Genomic DNA, 19,520 nt, shown 5'->3' with positions numbered 1-19,520 from the left:
GGATAATAAGCCGGATTAAAATATTGACTGCGGCGCTTAAATTTTGCGCCGCCGACAGGATGCGCTATGTCTCAACTACTTCGTATTGTGCTTATTCACACCCACCTGCCAGGGGTAGTGGAATTGCAGCTGGATCAGCACACCAATATTTGCGGCACTAATGCCTCGGGTAAAACCACCTTGCAACGTTTAGTACCGGTATTTTATGGCGAACAGCCAAACCGGGTGGTACCGAAAACCCGCAAAAAGTTTGATGAGTTTTACCTGCCATTTTCTAACAGCTACCTGATTTACGAATATCAGCGCGAAGACGGCGCCCTATGCCAGGTAGTGTTAACCCGCAAAAGCGATGGCGGCGTAGAATACCGCTTCGTGGCGGCGCCGTATCAGAGTGATTTTTACTTAACCGAAAGTAGCGAGGGCGCTAAAGGGTTAAGTTACAGCGACTGGGCCACGAACATGCGCGGCCGGCCAGAGGTGCAGGTATCGGCCAAAATCAGCGCCACCAGCGAGTATCGCAGCATTATTCAGAACGATGCCGGCGCACTGCGTGGCAATAATGCCGATAGCGTTAAACTGCGTCGGTTAGCTGCCAGCTTTAGCTTAGTCAGCAGTGGCCATAAACTACGCCATATTGAAAAACTGGTTAGTGCCGTGCATGCCAAAGAAGGCAAAATGGATACGCTAAAGTCGATGCTGGCTGCCATTTTTGAAGAAGACGGCGTTACCCTACCTACTACCAAAGTGAAAAATACCAAAGCGCGGGACTGGATATTGCAAATGCGCCAGTCAATGCGCCTGGATAAACTGCAACAGGATTTTGGCCGCTTAAAGCAACTGGCGCAGCAACTGGACGGCAGTGAGGCCCAGCTTGCGGCGTTGCTGCCGCTGCTGGTGCAGGACGAGCAGAACCAGAAACAAAACAAAGCGGACGCTGAGCAACAGGTGCTTAGCCTGCGCGGTCAGCTGCAAACCTTAAAAGAGCAATATAGCCAGCAACAGTTAGAGCAAAGTAGCCAGCTGGCCAAAGCCGAGGCCGATTTACATGAAACCAGCGCCAGGCTGGATCAGTTACAACAGCGCTATGACGAATTTGATGGCCAGGATATGCCCAAACTTCAGCGCGATACTGACGCGCTGCCGCTATGGCGGGAAAATTTGCAGGAAGTAGTGGAGCAATACCAGTTAATGGTAGAGCAACATGGCGATTTAGAGCGCCAGTTAGAACAGCGCAAAATGAAGCTGGCTGAAAGCTTTAACCGCTTAAGTGAGCAACACCGGGCTAAAGCCCGCCAGTTACAGCAACAAAAAGATGCCACCCGCGAGCAACAAGACCATAAATTATCGGAATTAGAACAGGCTTTTAATCAGCGCCAACAGGCGGCGCAGCAGCTGTTTAGCGCCCAGCTTACTGAGCTGAGCAGCAGTATTGCGGTCCTGCACAGTCAGCTGCAGGCGTCGATGCTAACCGAAGCCGAGCATGAAGAGCAGCGCAGTGCCGATTTACGCTTAGAGCAGGCCCAGCAACAAACGCAACAGCAAGCCCGCCAGTTGCAACAGCTGCAACAGCAGTATCAGCAGGCCCGTAGCGCCCGCGATCAGGCTGATACTGAGCTGGAGCTTAGCCGCAAAGCGCTGCATAGCAGCGAGCAGCAGTTACAGCAATTGCACCGCCAGCTGACGCCAGAGCAAGGCAGCCTGCGCCACTTTTTACGGCTGCATTATAATGGCTGGGAGCAAAAGCTGGGCAAGGTATTGGACGAGCGTTTGTTAGAGCGCCAGGACTTACAACCCCATCTGGCCGATATCAGCGACAGTCTGTACGGCTTGCAGCTTGAGTTAAGTGCCATCGACACCCCGGATTACGCCCAGGACGAAGCGGCCATTCGCCATCGCATTCAGGCGGCCGGGCAACAACTGGAGCAGGCCACTGCCGGCAAATTACAAGCTGAAAAAACCTTAAAAGAGCGTCATGAGCAAGCCGAGCTAAGCCGTGCTCAGGTAGAGCAGGCCCAGTGGCAGCTAACCCAGTATGAGCAAAATATCGACTACGCCCGCGATGCTCGCAACCGCTTGCAGGCGCAGCACCGTGAGCTGAATACTCAGCGCCAGGCCAGTGTTAAAACTGAATTGGCCGCGCAGCAGCAACAGCTTGAAAAACTGCAGCAGCAGCAACACGCCGATTTACAAGCCCTGCAAAGTGATCATCAAAGCCAGAAAATGGAATTAAAAGCCGACTGGCAGGCGGAATTGCAGGTATTTGATGAACAGATTAACGAGCTGGAGCGCCAGCTTGAGCATAAACGTGATGATAATAAAAACCAGATCAAAGATCTGCAGCAAGCGTTTAATGAAGAGCTCTCGGCCAAAGGCATTGACCCACGGCGCTTAACCGAGCTGAAACAAAAACAAGAGCAGCTAAAAGGCGAAATTAAAGCGGTAGAGGCACGCCAGGATCAACTAAGTGCCTGGCAGCAGTTTATTAAACTCGACTGGCAGCAGTTGCGGCCACAACTGTTAGAGCGGGAAACTGCACTAAAACAGCAGCAGCGTAGCGCCCAACAGGCGCTGGAGCAGCAAAAAGCCAGCTACAGCAGCAACGCCAAAAAACTGGAAGACCAAAAGCGCAGCCAGCAAGAGCTGATGAGCCAGGCCGAGCAACTGCTAAACCAGATTAAACCGGCGCTGCACAAATTGCAGGAGCTACACCTGGCAACTATTACCCCGGCCACGTTAAGCGGCTCGGCCGATTTAATTGAGCGCTTAGCCCGCGCCAACGAGGCGTTAGAGCAGCGCAGTAAAGCCGACAGCGCGTTAAAAGCTGCAGTAGACCAGTTTGAAAGTATGCTAAGTAAAGATGCCGGCCCGGAATTTTTAGACCGGCTGGAACATGAAAAGCGCAAACTGGCCGATTATGCCGCCGAACGTCAGCAACTGCCTATTTTGCAAAGCCTGCTGGAAATATTAAAAGGTGCCCAGCAACAATTGCTGGAAATGGGCGAAAATATTGGCGGCGATCTGAAGAAGTTTTTCACCGTATTCAGCGATATTAACCGCCGTATTGCCCTGCAAAGCCGCCGGTTAAGTGAAGCGGTAGCCGATGACTTAGTGCTGGAGGGCATCAGCCGCTCAGAAGTACGTATTTTATCGACTATTGACGAGCTGGGTTTCTGGCAGCCGCTGAAACACTTCGCCAAACTGTATGATGACTGGGGCGCGTCGGGTAAAGCCCTGCCCTCAGAGCAGTACTTAAATGCCTTAGCTGACGTGGTGGAACTGCTGCGCGGCGATGAGCAGTACAGCATTGAGTCACTGCTGCGCCTCGAGCTGCATTTAAGCGAAGGCGGCTCAGAGCTGGTAATTAAAAATGACCGTCAGCTGCTGGAATCGTCCAGCCATGGTATGGCGTATCTTATTTTATGTAAGTACTTACTGGCCTTTACCCGCCTGCTGCGTGGCGACGCTAAGGTGGCCATTCACTGGCCGATCGATGAAATCGGCACCCTGGCCTATCACAACGTCGAGAAGTTATTTACCGCCTGTAGCAGCAATAATATTGTCATTGTCGGCGCCTTCCCTAACCCGGAGTCTGACGTACTTATGCTGTTCACTCATCGCTATTTAATTGAGCCCGACCAGCATGATCATAGCAAGCGACGCTTAAAGCGCATTCAACCGAAAGTCAGCCGGCTGGCAGAGCGGTTGGCCAGTAAACAGCAGGAGGCAAGCTGATGTTACAACACGGACCCATACTAGAGCGCCTGCTGGCCGGCAATTTTATTTGTCAGGTGAGCGACGAAGATGCCTTTCGCCATTTAAGTAACGAGCAAACCCAGCAGGACATTAACCATTATTTGCGGCCATTAAACCGCCGCTTAGTCAGCAATGACGACAACAGTGTGTTTTTCCTGGGTTATCATGAGCTGAACAAAGAAGCCCGCGAGCAGTTAAGCAGCCAGTTCTCGTTAACAGTGCAATCGCTGATGCCGTTATTAGAATGGCTGCAACTGGTACAGGAAACCCTGGGCCGCGACAGCGCGCTAACCGCCGGTGACACCATTAAACTGCAGGAGTTTGTGCTACGCACCGAAGATAACCAAAGCCTGCGCCAACGCCTGAACCAGCTGGCCAGCGACCGCTTTTTCAATAGCCAGAGCGAACAGTTGGATAACCAGGTAAAGCTGATTTTCCGTCGCTTAAAAGAGCACGGTTACCTGCTGCAACCGCATCACGATCGCCAATACTATGTGGTTACCGGCAAAATTGACTATTTAATTGATGTCATCCGCTTTATTCGTGATGAAGAGCAGCTGCCGGTAGAGGATACGCCAAACCAGGAGGCCCTGCTCTGATGGCAGCATTAGACTCTGGCTCAACAGCGGGCACGGCCTCTAACCTGTTTAACATAGGTAGCGATCGCCTGGCTTTGCTCGGCAAACACCATAAAGCGTTGATGCAGGGTTATCTGGATGGCTTTATTGATGAAACGGCCTTTAGCGAAGGCGCATTAAAAAAACTGATTGCCGCCCGTATTTTATGGCGCCCAGACGAGCAGCAGCCACTGGCGCTGCGGCCATTGGTCAGTGAGCTGATTGCCAGTATGGTAGCCGATGAAAACCGGCGCCAGATCAACGCCGACGTGGCTGAAAAACTGGAGCAAATTCGTAATCGGGTGCAGGCTTATCGCGACGCCCAGTATAAAGGCGATTACAGTGTAGCCGAGCTGCAACTGCAGCGCTTAACCGAACATGTGCATGATTTAAGTGGCCAGTTTGAAGAGGCCATCGACAGTTTGTGGCATCGGCTAAACAGTGACTTCGGCTTTGTGGCCAGCCTGGATGATAAAATTCGTGAAAACGAACGGGCCCAAAAACAACTACGGCGCTTACTCGATGGCCTGGATTTACTCGATTTCAGCGAGTTAATTGAGCTGTCTGAGGGTAACAACCACTTACGTAAATTGTTGGTCAGCCAGCTGCAAAACCAGCTTAGCTCGCACCATAGTAGTTTGTTAGAGGTGCAAAAGCGTTTAGTAGAATTGCTGGCCAAATTCCGCCAGCAACAGGCGCGCTCGCTGCTTATCAGCAATATGGCGGCTTTTCTACGCCAGCACCCGAAATACCAGCCCGCCGACTACCCCAACCGCTCTGAGTTGCCCGCCCTGTTTAATCATGCCGCGGCCATTATACCGCAGGCGGCTATTGCGCTGGATAAAGCCAGCGAACGGCAAACTCTGGCTGAACTGGTGCATGCCCTGCCGCGCGCCAAGCCGGTTAACCTGCACGATAGCCAAAGCGCCAGCTTTAGTAGCGTATGGGTTGATGAAGAAATTGCTGCCCGCCAGCAAGCCCTGAAAACCGATGTCGAAAACTTCTACCTGCGGGTAATAGATCAGGGCGGTAAACTCAGCGCGTTAAGCTACCTGGAGCAGCAGGCATTAGAATGGGACAGCGAAATTTGGTTATATCAGATTATTGCCGAATATCAGGCCCTGCCACAGGATGAAAAACAAATGTTCGCGATTTTACGTGACGAAGCCCCGGCCAGCGCCATGAACCAACTACTGCTTATTCGTGATATCAGCCTGCAGTTAAAGGCCGCGTAATGCATTACCCGCCGCTAAATGCGCAGGCATTGCGTTACTTGCAGCAACTGCAGCAGCGCCTGAACGCCAGTGGCAGCGAACGGGTAAAAACCAGAGTTAAAACAGCACAGCAGGTGTTGGCCTGGTGTATTGAACATGAATTAGTACCGGGAAACAGTCTTAATCTGCCGCACTTTACCTTTAATCTGGCATTGCTAAAAGCTATCGCCTTTGTGCAACGACACTTGCAGCAAGCTTGCTTTTTGGATGATTTAAGCCAGAGCAGCCGGCTGAATAATGCCAACGCCAGTCAGCAAGAGTTAAAAAGTATTGGCCTGCAACCGCGGCAAAACCGGGTGCTGTTAAAGCTGGAAAAGCCAGAAACTACTGAACTTGGTGTAACGACAGAGTTTATCGATAGCGACTGGCAGCAATTGCCGCTGGCGCAGTTTGATGCGCTGTTAATAGTAGAAAACCTTGATTGCTTTTATCAGCTGGCAAGTTTTAACGTTACGCTACCCTATCAGCAGCCGCTGGTTATTTATCGCGGCGACACTCAGTACAGCAAAGGATGTAAAGCATTATCCACCGTTTGGCACAGCACCGGCAAACCTGCTATTTACTTTGGCGACGCCGATTTAGCCGGGCTTAACATTGCGCTAAGCCTGCAATGCCGCAGTATATTGCTGCCCGACATCAGCGAGTTTAGCCAACACGCCAGCCCCGACATGCTGCATGAAACTCAACTAAAGTATCAACAACGGCTGCAACATCTCGAATTCAGCCCGGGCTTCCTGCCCTATCAGCAGCTTATCTGTAATCAACTTAAAGGCCTGCGTCAGCAAAATATGCAGGACATGCTGCTAACACCGGTTAATCTGCTGCTCTAAACCTCCTGTTGTTGCCTCTTTATTACATCGCCAATTCCTGCAGCTATTTACCCGTTCCATCTGCCAGCTGCAGCCCAGCGCCTGTAAATCCCGACTCCATTTATTAACAAGTGAATCGCAGGTGCAAAACCCGTTCTTCTTTAACCTATTTTTGCAAAATATTGAAATATGTAGTTGATTTAGAGAAAAATGCTAGCTAGTTTAGCAAAATGTAAAGTCAGAATAAAAGGACACAACCACAGCGTAAAAGCGCGGTTGTTCCAAACTGATACGTTTTAGCTAGGAAGGGACGTTTAGTGAAAACATTTAAATATGTAGTACTGTCATCAGCATTTTTATTGACTGCGTGTGTTATGACTCCTTACCAGAAAGCAGGTTTTTTCAGTAGTACAGGAGGCTACGAAGACAAAGAAATCGCTGAAGGTATCTATTTCATTAAATCAAAAGTTAATGCTAATACAAACCCCTCAGTCGCTTTAGATTATTGGCATCGCCGGGCTAAGGAGCTATGTGGGCATTCAGAGTATAAGGCAGAGGTGATTAACTCATTTGATACCAATGTCAATCCAGATCCTTATTCTAGTACTAGTCAATGGCCTACAGCATCTGGAAAAGTATTTTGCAAGAAATCATAGCCAACAATCGCCAGCAAAAACGCGCCCGTTGGACGCTCAAATCGCACCAAGATGCTCGCGTTTTTGGCGGGCATTAATGCATAAGTAACGCTAAGGGGTCAGATCCAATTGTTACTCAGTTGTGCCTGCCTGTGACCCGTTGCCCGGCTATTACGCCGGACGAGGGCCAGGCACTAAATTGTCAGACCAAAAAGCTGAATAACACCTACGGCGATTAGATAGATAGCCACAACATAGTTCAAAATTTTCGGCTTAATCAATATCAAAATACCGGCAATGATCGAGAGTATTGGAATAAGTTCAATATGCAACGTCATAATCCTTTCCTTTTATGATGAATGTTAACGGGTTAACAAAATCATTGTGCGACCAAGCATCGATTATAGCAATCCATTTCACCACGACAGAACGTAAAGCCTCTTTAACCATTGCTATGATGATTGCTAAGGGTCAGATCCAATTGTTTCCAAGGCTGGATTTGCTACCTCCCCCTGAATACGTGGGTAGGCAGCAGGTCACGATAGCTTTGCTATACTAACTGCTCATTTATTAATCACAGGCAGGAGCCATTTTATGAGCCGACAACTAGTTGCGCTTCTTATCGGTATATTTATCGCTTGCTTTGCATCGGCACAGGATAACCTGCCGTTCAAGGTTGAGAAAATCAGTCATTTTGATGAGCCCTGGGCGATGGCCTTTTTGCCGGATGGCCGCATGCTGGTCACGGAAAAGAAAGGGCGACTGCTTATTGTCAGCCAACAGGGAGAGCAATCGCTGGTCGGCGGTATGCCTGATGTCGATTACGGCGGTCAGGGTGGCATGGGCGATGTCGCCTTGCATCCGGATTTTGCTAATAATAAGCTGGTCTACCTCAGCTATGCCGAAGCCGGTGTTGGCGGTGTGCGCGGTGCAGCCGTGGCCCGTGGCACTTTAGTTGAAGACGGCCGCCGCGCGCAGCTGCAAAACCTGCAGGTAATCTGGCGCCAGTATCCCAAGGTACTGGGCTATGGCCACTATGGCCACCGCCTGTTGTTTGATAACGACAACTATCTGTGGATTTCCTCAGGTGACCGCCAGAAATTTACCCCTGCCCAGGATATGCAATCATCCATGGGTAAAATTCTGCGTTTACAAGACGACGGTTCAGTACCTAATGATAACCCCTTTGTTAATTACCGGCAGGAAAACGCCTTTGTCGACAACGAAGCCATTTACCAACAGATTTGGTCGCTGGGCCATCGCAACCCGTTGGGCATGGCGTTCGATCTGAATGGCAAATTATGGGTAATTGAGATGGGCCCCGCTGGCGGTGATGAGCTTAATTTAATTAAACGGGCCGCAAATTATGGCTACCCGGAAGTCTCCAATGGCCAACACTACGATGGCCGGCCCATTCCTGACCACAGCACCCGACCTGAATTCGCAGCCCCGGCAATTACCTGGACACCGGTGATTTCACCGGCCGATATGATAGTTTACCAGGGCAAGCTTTTTGCCAACTGGCGCGGCGATGCCTTAGCGGCAGGCCTGTCATCCCAGGCTATAGTACGTATTAAGTTCAATGGCGACAAAGCAACCGAAGTAGAACGTTATGAAATGGGGGCCCGTATCCGCGCCGTCAGCGAGGGCCCGGATGGCGCGCTTTGGGTGCTTGAAGATGAGCGAGCACAAAGCGAAGGACGATTGCTGAAGTTAACGCCGACAGCCCGGTAATGAATAAAAGGGGCGCATGACATTGGGAGTTGAAGCCCATGCAACTTACCTGGCGGGCCCCTTTTCCCCTTTAAATTTGTTTTGGCCGGCCTAAATCAATCATCTAAAGTTGTACTACGCTCATTAAGACAGGGACGTTTATCACTCACCTAAGGAGAGCAAGATGGCGGATATCTTATCAGTTGCCAATCTTATTGCGGCTTTTGCAGCTATTGGTACCGCGTGGCTCGGCATTGACACCTACCGCCGGCAAAAAGAAATTGATCTTGAATACCACAAAGAACAACTGGAGCGCGAGGCCGTTACTGAGTATCTGGCGTCGCTGGATACCTTAATAAATCATGCGGCTTACTGCGAAGGAAGCGGGACTCACGATCAAGCCGATAAAATTCTGTTGTGCAAAAAGAATATTAATAAAATATACATTTATGCACCGGCTGAAGTCGTTGATGCGATGGATACATTACTGACAGCAGCCACCGAGCTGGCCAGTGTTATTTCCAAGATCCCCAATGCTGAAATTTATGATGAGGATAAGGTTGCACTGTACGATAACGAGCGCGCCACAACCCAGAACGCCTACTTAAAGGCCGTTAACGTGGCTAGACAACATATCGGTTTGCATAAACAACCAGTTGGCGCGGTTCAACTACTGTTGCTCGGCAAGAAATAACGGCTCAGGTATTTTGCCGAACCAACCCACGCCGGTAACTCTTACCTGCGCTGCTAAAATTATTACCCCTGCGGCCATTAATTATGGCCGTTCCAAACACACTTTTGGTCTGTTCAACCCGGTTTTAGTGGGTTGGAAAGCCAATTACAAAGTGGTACTGGTATTGCTTTGTTATCTGCTTTAAACCGCACATTGAATAAAAGGAGATAGCTGATGAATCGCGAAAAAATAGTAGTTATTACCGGCGCGTCCAGCGGCATCGGTGCCGCCACTGCAGAAAAGCTTGTTGCGGCTGGCCATAAAGTGGTTATTGCGGCCAGAAGCACGGATAAACTTAACGCCATCGCCGACCGTCTGGGAACGGATAAGGTATTAGCCGTGACCGCAGACATATCCAGGCTGGATGAAATTCAGAATGTCATTGCGCAGGCAAAACAGCAGTTTGGCAGAATTGACGTGGTGTTCGCTAATGCCGGTACCGGCCTGAATACTGCTGGTATTGAGCACGGCGATCCTGCTGAATGGCGAACCCTGCTTGATGTTAATGTAACCGGCTTATTACTGACGGCAAAAGCCAGCCTGCCGGCATTAAAAGAAAGCCAGGGCCATTTTATTTTAACCAGCTCTGTCGCCGGCAAAATAACCCTGCAAGGCTCGGTTTACGGTGCCTCAAAGTGGTTCGCTTATGGTTTTGGCCAGAATTTAGCCGCCGAAATGAAAGAGTGGCAGGGTCGCTGCACCACTATTTGCCCCGGTATGGTTAATACGCCGTTTTTTGATGAAGCCAAACCCGACAAGTTAGACCCTGCCGATATTGCAGAGGCTGTACTGTTTGCTATTTCGGCTAACCCGCGCTGTGATGTGCGGGAAATTACCCTGATGCCAACAAAGTAGCTGATTGATGGCATTAGTTGATGCAAAAAACACCTCATGGTCCGCAGATAAGTTCGGTATTTGTTGCCCTGGCAGCGCTGTGCTGGGGGATCACTGGTGGCATCGCCGGTTTGCTGATAGCAAAGGGCTGGGACCCTTTTGTGCTGTCGTTTTGTCGCGGTGTTATTGGCTTATTATTCATCGCTTGCTGGCGAATGTTGCACCCCAGCGGCAACAATCTGGCAAATCTGCAGTTATGGCTCTGGTCTGTGATTGCCGGCATAGGGGTTGCCGGCAACTTCGCATGCTATTTTTTCAGTATTGCAAAAGGCAGTGTCGCGGTTGGCGCAACTTTGATGTATTGCGCCCCGGTGTTTGTCTATCTGGTGTCGTTTGGTTTAAAGCTTGAACAACCCACACCGTTAAAGTGGGCCGCGATAGTTGTGGTGATTATGGGCATAGTGCTACTGACCGGGGTCTATAATGTCAGTGCCAGCAGGGTTGCGCCGTTAGCTATTGGCGCCGGGCTGCTTGCCGGAATAAGCTATGGCCTGTTCATTTTTGCATTTAAATCTGCCGCACGTTTTGGCAGTTCGCAGGAGGTTCTGCTGATTGCCTTTGCCGTACTATGCATTCTGCTAGCAGGTACAGGGAATTTTCAGCAGACTGCGACCTTATTTACCCCCGCTGATCAGCTGCTGCTTCTTGCCCTAGGTATTCTTGGCGCCGGTGTGTCATTTATTTTTTATATTATTGGTTTAAGAAATGCCGAACCAACGGTGGCTTCTATTGTGGCAATGATAGAACCCGTGACAGCATCAATGCTTGGCGTGATAATTCTGAATCAAAGCCTGGATGCTCTGCAAGTGGTTGGTATTGTTCTGATCCTGGCAGCCGTGACCACATTAGGGCGGTATTCAAATGTACGCCACTCACTTTCTTCTTCTATTTCTCATTAAGCTGTGCTGGCTGTAACCCCACCCGCATTTTACCCACCTCGGTTTATCAGGTAGATTAACCCTGACAAATAGCGGGTGCGAATATCGGCTAAATTATAGTAATGGGGACAACGAGCTATGGCCACTGCATTTAAAGAGTACAAAATGATTTATATTGCCGAGGGCGGCTGCGGCACGGTTTTCCTGGGAGCATCAGGCTTGCCGTTAAAGAAGGTCGAAGCTGAGTTAAATGCCCAGGCTGCACAAGGCTGGCAGGTGGTGTTTCAGCTGATTGAACAAAAGCGTTTCTGGTTGTTCTGGACCCGTGAAGCGATGGTTGTGACGCTTGGCCGCTAAGATGCAACGCCTGCTACTGTGGCTTATTCGCCGCTATCGCAAAACCGGTGGCGGCATGCGCTGGTTTGGCATTGACTGTAACTTTGAACCCAGTTGCTCAGCTTACACCTACACCGCCATTAAACGCTTTGGTTCGCGCAAAGGTATTGTCCTGGGCTGGCAGCGGATTAAGCGCTGTAACCGTCACGACAGCTTTTGTAAATGCATAGAACCGGTGCCGCCCGCTGGAGAAAACAGTCATGCTGAATCAACAACAGGTTGATGCTGAAGAAGAACGGCTGCGCGAGCTGGTTGCCGCCCTGCCGGATGAACAGCGCAAAATATTTTACCAGCAGTTAAAGCCGCTGCTGCGTGACCCTGATACTTACGCCACATTGAACTGGTGTTTTTTAGCCGGTCTGCACCATTTTTACCTGGGCCTGTGGGGCCGCGGCCTGTTTAACTTACTGGTATGTTTGGTGGGGGTAGCGTTGTTATTTACACCGCTGCTGTTAGTAGGTATTGCCTTACTGCTGCTGATTAGCGTGGCAGAACTGTGGGCGCTGTTTCGCGCCCAGATTATTATTCAACATTGGAATAACCAGCTAATCCGCCGGCTGCTGCAACGCTACGGCGCTTAGTTGTCAGCAGCCATCAGTAGCGACACATCAGTGCCTAACAGCAAGTCTGCAATTAATTGCTGCTGTTGCTGATTAACCTGTGCCTGCAATGCCCGGACGAAATCCATTGAGGTAGCGGGCGTTTGCGGATAACCGTGTTGCTGCCATAACTGTCGTAGCGCCTTACTGATAACAGCATCACCCAGCTGCTGACGTAAAATGGCAAAAACTAACGTCGCACGTGAATACAGATCATGATTTTCCGTCGCATCTACCAGTGCCGTAGTGTGTTCGGTACTGCGCATCACTGCAAGCTTAAAGCGCTGCCGCTCAAACTCCACCAGCGCCTGCATCGCGTCGTGCCCGTAGTGTTGCTCAATCAGCACCAGCTCAAGGTATTTTGCCAGCGACTCCACTAAAAAGGCACTGTCTGCAAGGACGCCATTACCGATATCATGACCAAACCATTGATGGGCCGTTTCATGCACGGCGCGCCGGTAACGCTGATCAAAGCCGGCATCAGCTGCTGGTTCTGCCCGAAAACCCACCCGGTGATTAATCATAATCATTTGCGGCAACGCATAGCCGGTTGCGCCCAAATCAGGCATCGCCAGCAAACTAAGCTGGGCAGCGCGATAAGGCGCCACATGCTCACTCATCCAGCTTAAGGTGTCCTGCATGGCCCGCATATTCAGTTCAGCTGCGGCATTTAGCTGTGGGCTGTAAACCGTCAGCGTAACATTGTCGTGCTGGCGGGATATCGAGGTGCCAGCAAGCGAATACCAGACGGCAAGATTGCGGATGGGCCCGTTTGTCTGGTACTCGGCAAAATTACGGCCATCTTCCTGCCATTGCCGTAGCCGCCTGCCCTGCGCCAGTGGTGTCTGCCCTGCATCGGTAGACACCACAGAGTGCAGCGTGAACCAGTCGTAGCTGGCCTGGGTTGTCTTCGGTATGGCAAATAGTTCTGATGGTTTAGCAAGGTCAAGCGGCGCCAAAGCATACTGCCGGCGCAATTGCTCGTCGCGTAATCGATATTCTTGCTGAAACCCTATCGTCGGTAATAGCGGCATGCCACGTAAATAGCTAAAAGACGGTTTAACTAATTGCGGCATCACGGCCGGCCAGTGCCGCGGCTGGGTATAGATTAAGGTGCTGTCCAATTGCACGGTATCACCCGGCGCAAGCGCTTCGGCAAGTTGCAGCGTATATTGGCCCAGCTGCTGGTCGAACTCCGATGTAAATGCCACAGATAACTGCAACGCGTCTATTACGGTTGCGGAATAATTACCAATCAGTAATTGGCTAACCGGCTCTGGCGTGCGGTTTTCCAGGGTGTAGCTTAGGGCGTAAACCGCCTTGCCCGTTTGCGGAGAAATATCCACCTTTGCGTCAATATGGCTGATAGCGGGTTGCGCTATGCTGGCCCAGCTGGCGTAGCGTTTCTCATAATCTGCCCGCCACTGCTCCCGTAAATCGGAGTTTAATAATGGCCGCTCATTGCTAATGTTCAGATGTAAGTTAACGCCACTAACTGCCGCAATAGCCAGCAGCAGGCCTGAGCTTACGCTAAATGTCCAGCGCTTAGCGTTAGCAAAACCAGTGGTGCGGTGCGACCAGCGTGCGGCCAGCCACAGCAGGCTAATGGTTAGCACTAACCAAAATGTCATAAAGGGCCAGAATACCGACAGGCTTTGTTCAAAACCCCAGAACGCATCGGCGGCTTGCAGCGGCGAGCCGGCAATATTCCACAGGGTATGGGTTAGGCCTAACTTGCCGCTAAGCGGGGTGTATTTCAATAGCAACGCGGCAATACAGCAGCTGGCAGCCAGCAGCGGCGAGCGACATAAGGCATGAAACAGACAAAACAGTGTGCCCAGCAGGCTCAACGCTAAGGCCGTTTTGCCAAGTACAGCCGGATACCAGCTAAGTTGGATTTGGCTCGCGGCCAGCCGTTCCGCAATAAGGCAGGCGATGGCGCTTAGCATAGTAAGCAGCAACACCAGCAGCACTAAGGCGATAACCTGACTGGCCAGCAGCAAGGCTGAACGCACCGGGCTGGCGGCAATCAGCCCGGCCATGGCGGCATGCTTGTTGCGCCAGCTAAGCTGGTAGCTCCACAGCAAGGTGAGCAGGCTGCCAAGAAACGGCAGCACATCGTAGGCAATACGGTTTAGCGCATCCAGGCTGGTTGGCTGCAACACGGCAAGCGGCTCGGCGTAGTCTATCGCCGATAGCACCTCGGTTGTCAGCAATAAGGGCCAGCCGATTAGAATGAGCTGGTTTAGCCGTTGCCTAAGCACCGCCTGCAAGGCTTCACAGCACAGTTGCCACAGCTGCCGCGCGCCTTTAGCCTGCGGTGTTACTGCCTGATAGCACAGTGTAGCTTGTGACGCTGGCGGCGTGTTATCTGACCGCGCTGACAGTGGTTTGCTGCTGGGCTGATAAGCTTTTAGCTGTAAGCTCAGGTAAAACAGACCGGCGCTTAGCAGGCAGTACAGCAGCCGGTTCAGGTAAAACATCCCATCACCGTACAGCTGAGGCACAGTGTGCTGATACAGCGCCACCAGTGCAGTGTTGCCAAAAGGGTCGAGCAGACGCAGGCTGTTAAATAGCTCGCTGCTGTAAATACTGCTGCCAGCCAACATAGGCGCGCCATTGATACTGGCCAAAAACAGATACATCAGCCACAGTGCGGCAAATACGGCATAGAGCACGGCATTACTGGCAAAGCGCTGCGCAATACAGGCTGCCAGCATGGCATAAAAGGCGCAGGCCGGTAGCGCCATAAAACTAAAATTCCACAGCGTTAGCCACAGCAGCTCAGGCTGAAAACCAAACTGCTGGCTAAGTTGGTAACAGATAATACTAAAGCCCGTCAGCATCAAAGCAGCGCAGAGTAAAAACAACATGCCTGAGCGCACCAGCAGGCGTTGTGACAAGCGCAGCGGAGTGCTGCCGATCAGCTCTGTCATAGCATGATTGTGATCACGCAGTAGCAGCAGCGGCGCCATTGCACCACACAGCAGTGGCAGGTAAAACATCAGCAGCGTCATATGCAGCGCTTGCAGGCGTTTGTCCGCCAGGTCATCGATACCGCCAATGCCAGTGGCGAAGATATAGGCCGCCAGCGGGATCAGCACTAAGGCCAGCCATAGCAGTGGCTGGCGCTGCAGATAACGGCGCTCGTTGTTGAGCAGCGCGACGAGATTAAGCTGCGGCATCAGAAACCACCTTGCTGTTTTGACCAGATGTGTTTTTTGCCGTGTAGTTCAGTTCAAAAAAATAGCGGTCCTGCAGTGTGGCGCTTACTGCTACCGCATCGGCACAGGGACGATGTTCACTAAGCTGGCGGTAAATTGGCAAGCCATAGCGAAAGCTCGAATTGAGAATACTGCGCTCATCTTCAGGTGCGCTGGTGCTTTGCCAAACCCGGCCTTGCAGCGGTGTAATCAGGCTTTGCACCGCGTCGTTTGCCACAATGCGGCCCTGATTAATCAGCGCGACATAGGGGCACAAATTCTCAATGTCTTCCACAATATGGGTCGACAGTAAAATAAGCTTATCGCGGCTGATATTAACCAGTAATGCATGCAGCCGCTCGCGCTCGGCTGGATCGAGCCCGGCAGTGGGTTCATCCAGGATCAATAACCTGGGGTTGCCCAGCAAGGCCTGGGCAATACCAAAGCGCTGGCGCATGCCACCGGAAAAGCTCGCCACCGGCTTTTTTGCAACGTCGCTAAGGTTGGTTAGCTCAAGCAGGCTGGTAATTTGCTGCTGTTGCTCAGCGTTGTTATGCATGCCCTTAAGCACGGCCATATGTTGCAGCAACGCCATGCAGCTCATATGCGGGTAAACGCCAAAATGCTGTGGCAAATAGCCTAACTGCTGGCGCAGGCTGTGTGGCTGTGCCGTAATATCGATGCCGTCAAATTCAATCTGGCCGCTGTCAGGCTGTTGTAGTGTGGCCAGCGTGCGCATCAGGGTCGATTTACCTGCGCCGTTCGGGCCCAGTAAGCCCACCATCCCGGTTGGTAGCTGCAGATTAATATCCTGTAGTGCCTTAGTGCCATCGGCGTAGGTAACTGAAAGTTGTTTGATGCTCAGCATATAGCTCTCGTGCAAAAAAATGTTGCTTCAGGCTAGGCCGAACGCCGTGTTGTGACAATTAAGCTATGACAAACTGACTGATTACGATGATAAAAGACGTTAACGGCTTCACCGGCTGGGCAAATTTACTTTTATCAGTAAAAAGGCTAATTTCGTCATTATTTGGCTGACGTCTGCCCAAAGATCCGCCACGCTGGGTAACAAGGTACATGACGACACTACAGGACGACACAATGGTTAGCGGGGCCTTTAGCAGAGCCAAATCCATATTTACCCCGATTATTGACAACCAGCTGCCACTGCTGGCGGCGCTGCTGCTGGAAGCTGCTATCCGGCACTATTCGCTGCACAGTCAGACTGGGCTGGTGTTTTTGCAGACTGCTGTTCAGCTGCTTTTAGAAAGTGCCCCGCTGCTGCTGGCGCATTATGTCAGTGGCCATTATAGCGGCCGGAATAACGGCAAGGCTGCCCTAATCTGGGTGGCAGGCTTAATCGCCTATCCGGTACTGCTGTTTAGCGTGGCTGACGCTGTGCCATCTTTTGCCGGCTGGATCCTGTTTTCTGTGCAGGGATGGTTATTGCTGTTATGTGCCAGCGCAGGTTATGGTCTTAGTCGCGGTTTAGCGCGCCGCTCCGGTACAGCGCGTTTTCAGTTTATCTCGAAGCTGTTTTCTTTGGATGCGGTGCTGCTGTTGTTAATGCTGATGTGGGCTTTGTTGTGGGCCGGTATTTTTGCCTCGCATGACGACCCGGTGCGCAATCAGCCGCTGCGGGCCGTGATTGACAGTGATACCGTTATCGTCAATTTCGGCCAGTTTTTAATGTACCTGTGGCAGTTTTTTCTGCTTGGCAGCGCCGTGTTATTACTGTGCTGGGTAAACCGATACTGGCTTATCCGCAAACTTTTGGCCCGCAGCGGCGTGTTTGCTTATGTCGCTGGTTGTCTGGTTAGCATTATTATACTGACCCCGCTTTTGGCAGCAGTGGTGCTGCTGTTGCCCATGAATATTGCTGAATTCACTTTTTTACCATCGCAGGATCACAATATCTTTGCGCCGGACAATTACCGCTTTTGCTTTTTTGTGCTGTTGCTCAGTGCACCGGTGATCCTGGCATTCGAGCGCCAGCAGCAGGAAAAGGCACTGGCAGAAGTGGCGCAGCGGCAAAGTGCCACCGAGCTGCAACTACTGCAGCAGCAGGTCAATCCGCATTTTTTATTTAATACGCTAAATAACTTATATGCGCTGACACTGGCCAACTCCGTTCAGGCGCCTGCCATGGTAATGCAGCTGGCGAATTTGCTGCGTTATACCGTGTACGACGGCCAATCGCCGCGTGTAACACTGGCACAGGAAGTACAGTACCTGCAGGATTTTCTCGCCTTGCAGAGCATTCGCAGTGCCGACAAATGCCAGCTGTCGCTGACCTGGCCTGAGCAGGCCGAGCGCTGGCAAATCGCGCCCTTACTGCTGATAATCGTGCTGGAAAATGCCTTTAAGCACGGTGTAGAGCCGAGCCAGTCTGGCTGCCATGTGGCGTTGAAGCTGACGGTAGAAAATGGCTGGCTGCACATGCAGTGCAGTAATTCTGTGCCGGATAATATTCGCCAGACTGCTGCCGGCGTTGGTTTGGAAAACCTGCGCCGCCGCTTAAGCTTACTCTATGCCGGTAAGCATCGTTTTAGCAGTATCGGGCAAGCGGGTGTCTGGTGCGTTGATCTGACACTGGAGCTGGAACCGTGTTAACAACGCTGATCATCGATGACGAGCCGCTGGCACATCAGGTGCTGCGGCATCACTTGCAGGACAATGCCGATATTGCGCTGCTGGGCAGTTGCTACAATGCCACTGAAGCGCTCAGTTATCTTGCCCGTCACCAGATTGATTTATTGCTGCTGGATATTAACATGCCAGCACTAAGTGGCATTGAGCTGTTAAAAGTACTGCACCATCGGCCGCACGTCATTATTATCAGCGCCTATAAAGAATACGCGCTAGACGGCTTCGAACTGGATGTAGTTGATTATTTATTAAAGCCGGTTAGTGCCGCCCGCCTGGGCGAAGCCATTAATAAAGTACAGCGTCGTATCGGCGAGGCAATGCCCGTCGCCGATAGTTATATTGCACTAAAGGTAGACCGGGAAAAACGCAGGTTTCTGCTAAACGAGATTATATTGTTAGAGGCCTACGGTAACTATGTCAAAGTATGGCATGGTCAGCAGATAACGCTGGTTAGCAGCACGCTGAAGCGACTACTACTGCAGCTGCCCCGGCCGCAGTTTTTACAAATTCACAAGTCATTGGTGGTTAATAAAAACCATGTTGTTGCCGTCGATGGCGACCAGGTGCGGCTGGCTACAGAGAAAGTGGTTAAAGCAGGCAAGCTATACAAACAAAATCTGGCGCAATTGCTGTAACATAATGCTCAGAAAGAAAGCTAAGGGCGCAGCACGGCGCCCTGCTACTAATTTACCTACTTAAAACCGCTCAACCACTTTTGCCTGCATGGCCGGGTTGTCAAATTTCAGCTCTACCGGTTGCTCCAGAATAATCTGTCCTTCGACCACTGCATTGGCAGCGATATATAAACTGGGGTTTTTGTTGTTGCTCCAGCCAAAAAATGACTTTTTCTTACCCGTCTTTTTAAATACCACATCGCCTTTCACCACCGTGTTGCCGGCAAGTAGAATGTCACCATTCACGGTACTGATATTCTGCGCCAGCTGCGCACTTTGCAGCGTAATATCACCATTTACCGTACTGACATCACCAGCAACGACTGCGTTATCACCCAGCTTAATGGCACCGTTCACTGTGCTAAGACTGTCATTGACGATAAAGTTACGCCCAGCTTCAATGGCTCCATTAACGGTTTCAGCACGGTCAAGCGACACATCATCACGAATATCAATACCACCGTTAACCAGTGATACGGCTTTGGCGCTGCTGTTACTGGCCATCTGGACACTGCCATTGACCAGCGACACATTGCCATAGTGCTGACCACTGCCCACCACAGCACTGCCCATCACTTTATCGATATTGCCATAAGTGGTATTGGCGGCCGCGTCGTTAAATACTCCGCTAAACATTATTGTAGCGGCAACTAAAGTGGAAACAGCAGCAAATTGAGAGAGTTTCATTGTTAT

At 51.1% G+C, this 19,520-nt stretch carries 18 protein-coding genes; 14 read left to right on the top strand and 4 right to left on the bottom strand.

Annotation, left to right across the window (positions count from 1 at the left end):
* The first annotated feature begins 66 nt into the window (after positions 1 to 66).
* The 5 genes from B2Q61_RS04525 (at position 67) to B2Q61_RS04505 (ending at position 7,109) form a co-directional block, all read left to right on the top strand.
* On the top strand, positions 67 to 3,732 hold the full coding sequence (locus tag B2Q61_RS04525) for an ATP-binding protein (RefSeq protein WP_290619939.1): 3,666 nt from the start codon (positions 67 to 69) through the stop codon (positions 3,730 to 3,732).
* Complete coding sequence (locus B2Q61_RS04520) at positions 3,732 to 4,352, top strand: condensin complex protein MksE (RefSeq protein WP_290619937.1); 621 nt, start codon at positions 3,732 to 3,734, stop codon at positions 4,350 to 4,352. Before B2Q61_RS04525 ends, B2Q61_RS04520 begins: the two co-directional genes overlap by 1 nt.
* Entirely contained in the window at positions 4,352 to 5,605 is a 1,254-nt protein-coding gene (locus B2Q61_RS04515) for a hypothetical protein (protein WP_290619935.1), read from the top strand. The genes B2Q61_RS04520 and B2Q61_RS04515 overlap by 1 nt, the downstream gene beginning before the upstream one ends.
* Positions 5,605 to 6,474: a DUF7281 domain-containing protein gene (locus B2Q61_RS04510; RefSeq protein ID WP_290619933.1), complete on the top strand. Its 870-nt coding sequence runs from the start codon at positions 5,605 to 5,607 to the stop codon at positions 6,472 to 6,474. Before B2Q61_RS04515 ends, B2Q61_RS04510 begins: the two co-directional genes overlap by 1 nt.
* A gap of 296 nt (positions 6,475 to 6,770) precedes the next feature.
* Positions 6,771 to 7,109 carry a hypothetical protein gene (locus B2Q61_RS04505; protein WP_290619931.1) on the top strand — a complete coding sequence of 113 codons (339 nt, stop codon included), beginning with the start codon at positions 6,771 to 6,773 and terminating at the stop codon, positions 7,107 to 7,109.
* Between the two features lie 173 nt (positions 7,110 to 7,282).
* On the opposite strand, the gene B2Q61_RS04500 is transcribed toward B2Q61_RS04505, so the two are convergent.
* Complete coding sequence (locus tag B2Q61_RS04500; protein ID WP_290619929.1) at positions 7,283 to 7,426, bottom strand: DUF3096 domain-containing protein; 144 nt, start codon at positions 7,424 to 7,426, stop codon at positions 7,283 to 7,285.
* A 256-nt stretch (positions 7,427 to 7,682) separates the two neighbouring features.
* On the opposite strand from B2Q61_RS04500, the gene B2Q61_RS04495 reads away from it, so the two are divergent.
* The 7 genes from B2Q61_RS04495 (at position 7,683) to B2Q61_RS04465 (ending at position 12,283) form a co-directional block, all read left to right on the top strand.
* On the top strand, positions 7,683 to 8,822 hold the full coding sequence (locus tag B2Q61_RS04495) for a PQQ-dependent sugar dehydrogenase (protein WP_290619927.1): 1,140 nt from the start codon (positions 7,683 to 7,685) through the stop codon (positions 8,820 to 8,822).
* A gap of 163 nt (positions 8,823 to 8,985) precedes the next feature.
* Positions 8,986 to 9,495 carry a hypothetical protein gene (locus B2Q61_RS04490; RefSeq protein ID WP_290619925.1) on the top strand — a complete coding sequence of 170 codons (510 nt, stop codon included), beginning with the start codon at positions 8,986 to 8,988 and terminating at the stop codon, positions 9,493 to 9,495.
* Positions 9,496 to 9,708: 213 nt separating this feature from the next.
* Positions 9,709 to 10,389: an SDR family oxidoreductase gene (locus tag B2Q61_RS04485; protein WP_290619923.1), complete on the top strand. Its 681-nt coding sequence runs from the start codon at positions 9,709 to 9,711 to the stop codon at positions 10,387 to 10,389.
* Positions 10,390 to 10,409: 20 nt separating this feature from the next.
* The gene (locus B2Q61_RS04480; RefSeq protein WP_290619921.1) at positions 10,410 to 11,327 is read left to right on the top strand and encodes a DMT family transporter; all 918 of its coding nucleotides are present in this window, start codon (positions 10,410 to 10,412) and stop codon (positions 11,325 to 11,327) included.
* A gap of 117 nt (positions 11,328 to 11,444) precedes the next feature.
* Positions 11,445 to 11,663, top strand: coding sequence for a DUF4177 domain-containing protein (locus B2Q61_RS04475; RefSeq protein ID WP_046552533.1), 219 nt, complete (start codon positions 11,445 to 11,447; stop codon positions 11,661 to 11,663).
* A gap of 1 nt (position 11,664) precedes the next feature.
* Positions 11,665 to 11,925 (top strand): membrane protein insertion efficiency factor YidD, encoded by a 261-nt coding sequence (gene yidD, locus B2Q61_RS04470; RefSeq protein ID WP_290619917.1) that lies wholly within the window; start codon positions 11,665 to 11,667, stop codon positions 11,923 to 11,925.
* Positions 11,903 to 12,283, top strand: a complete 381-nt coding sequence (locus tag B2Q61_RS04465) for a TM2 domain-containing protein (RefSeq protein WP_290619915.1) — start codon at positions 11,903 to 11,905, stop codon at positions 12,281 to 12,283. Before yidD ends, B2Q61_RS04465 begins: the two co-directional genes overlap by 23 nt.
* Here B2Q61_RS04465 and B2Q61_RS04460 read toward each other — a convergent pair.
* Both B2Q61_RS04460 and B2Q61_RS04455 read right to left on the bottom strand, forming a co-directional pair.
* Positions 12,280 to 15,486, bottom strand: a complete 3,207-nt coding sequence (locus tag B2Q61_RS04460; protein ID WP_290619913.1) for an ABC transporter permease/M1 family aminopeptidase — start codon at positions 15,484 to 15,486, stop codon at positions 12,280 to 12,282. The two genes, B2Q61_RS04465 and B2Q61_RS04460, sit on opposite strands and share 4 nt — an antisense overlap.
* Complete coding sequence (locus tag B2Q61_RS04455; protein ID WP_290619911.1) at positions 15,473 to 16,372, bottom strand: ABC transporter ATP-binding protein; 900 nt, start codon at positions 16,370 to 16,372, stop codon at positions 15,473 to 15,475. Before B2Q61_RS04455 ends, B2Q61_RS04460 begins: the two co-directional genes overlap by 14 nt.
* A 209-nt stretch (positions 16,373 to 16,581) precedes the next feature.
* On the opposite strand from B2Q61_RS04455, the gene B2Q61_RS04450 reads away from it, so the two are divergent.
* Entirely contained in the window at positions 16,582 to 18,117 is a 1,536-nt protein-coding gene (locus B2Q61_RS04450) for a sensor histidine kinase (RefSeq protein ID WP_290619909.1), read from the top strand.
* Positions 18,111 to 18,788: a LytR/AlgR family response regulator transcription factor gene (locus tag B2Q61_RS04445; RefSeq protein WP_290619907.1), complete on the top strand. Its 678-nt coding sequence runs from the start codon at positions 18,111 to 18,113 to the stop codon at positions 18,786 to 18,788. The genes B2Q61_RS04450 and B2Q61_RS04445 overlap by 7 nt, the downstream gene beginning before the upstream one ends.
* A 60-nt stretch (positions 18,789 to 18,848) precedes the next feature.
* Here B2Q61_RS04445 and B2Q61_RS04440 read toward each other — a convergent pair whose 3' ends face one another.
* Positions 18,849 to 19,514 carry a hypothetical protein gene (locus tag B2Q61_RS04440; protein ID WP_290619905.1) on the bottom strand — a complete coding sequence of 222 codons (666 nt, stop codon included), beginning with the start codon at positions 19,512 to 19,514 and terminating at the stop codon, positions 18,849 to 18,851.
* Between the last annotated feature and the right edge of the window lie 6 nt (positions 19,515 to 19,520).

It is taken from the genome of Arsukibacterium sp. UBA5043, assembly GCA_002415085.1.
Taxonomy (GTDB): Bacteria; Pseudomonadota; Gammaproteobacteria; order Enterobacterales; family Alteromonadaceae; genus Alishewanella.
Note: the sequence above shows the minus strand (reverse complement) of the source record. Positions and strands in the feature narration are given on the sequence as shown.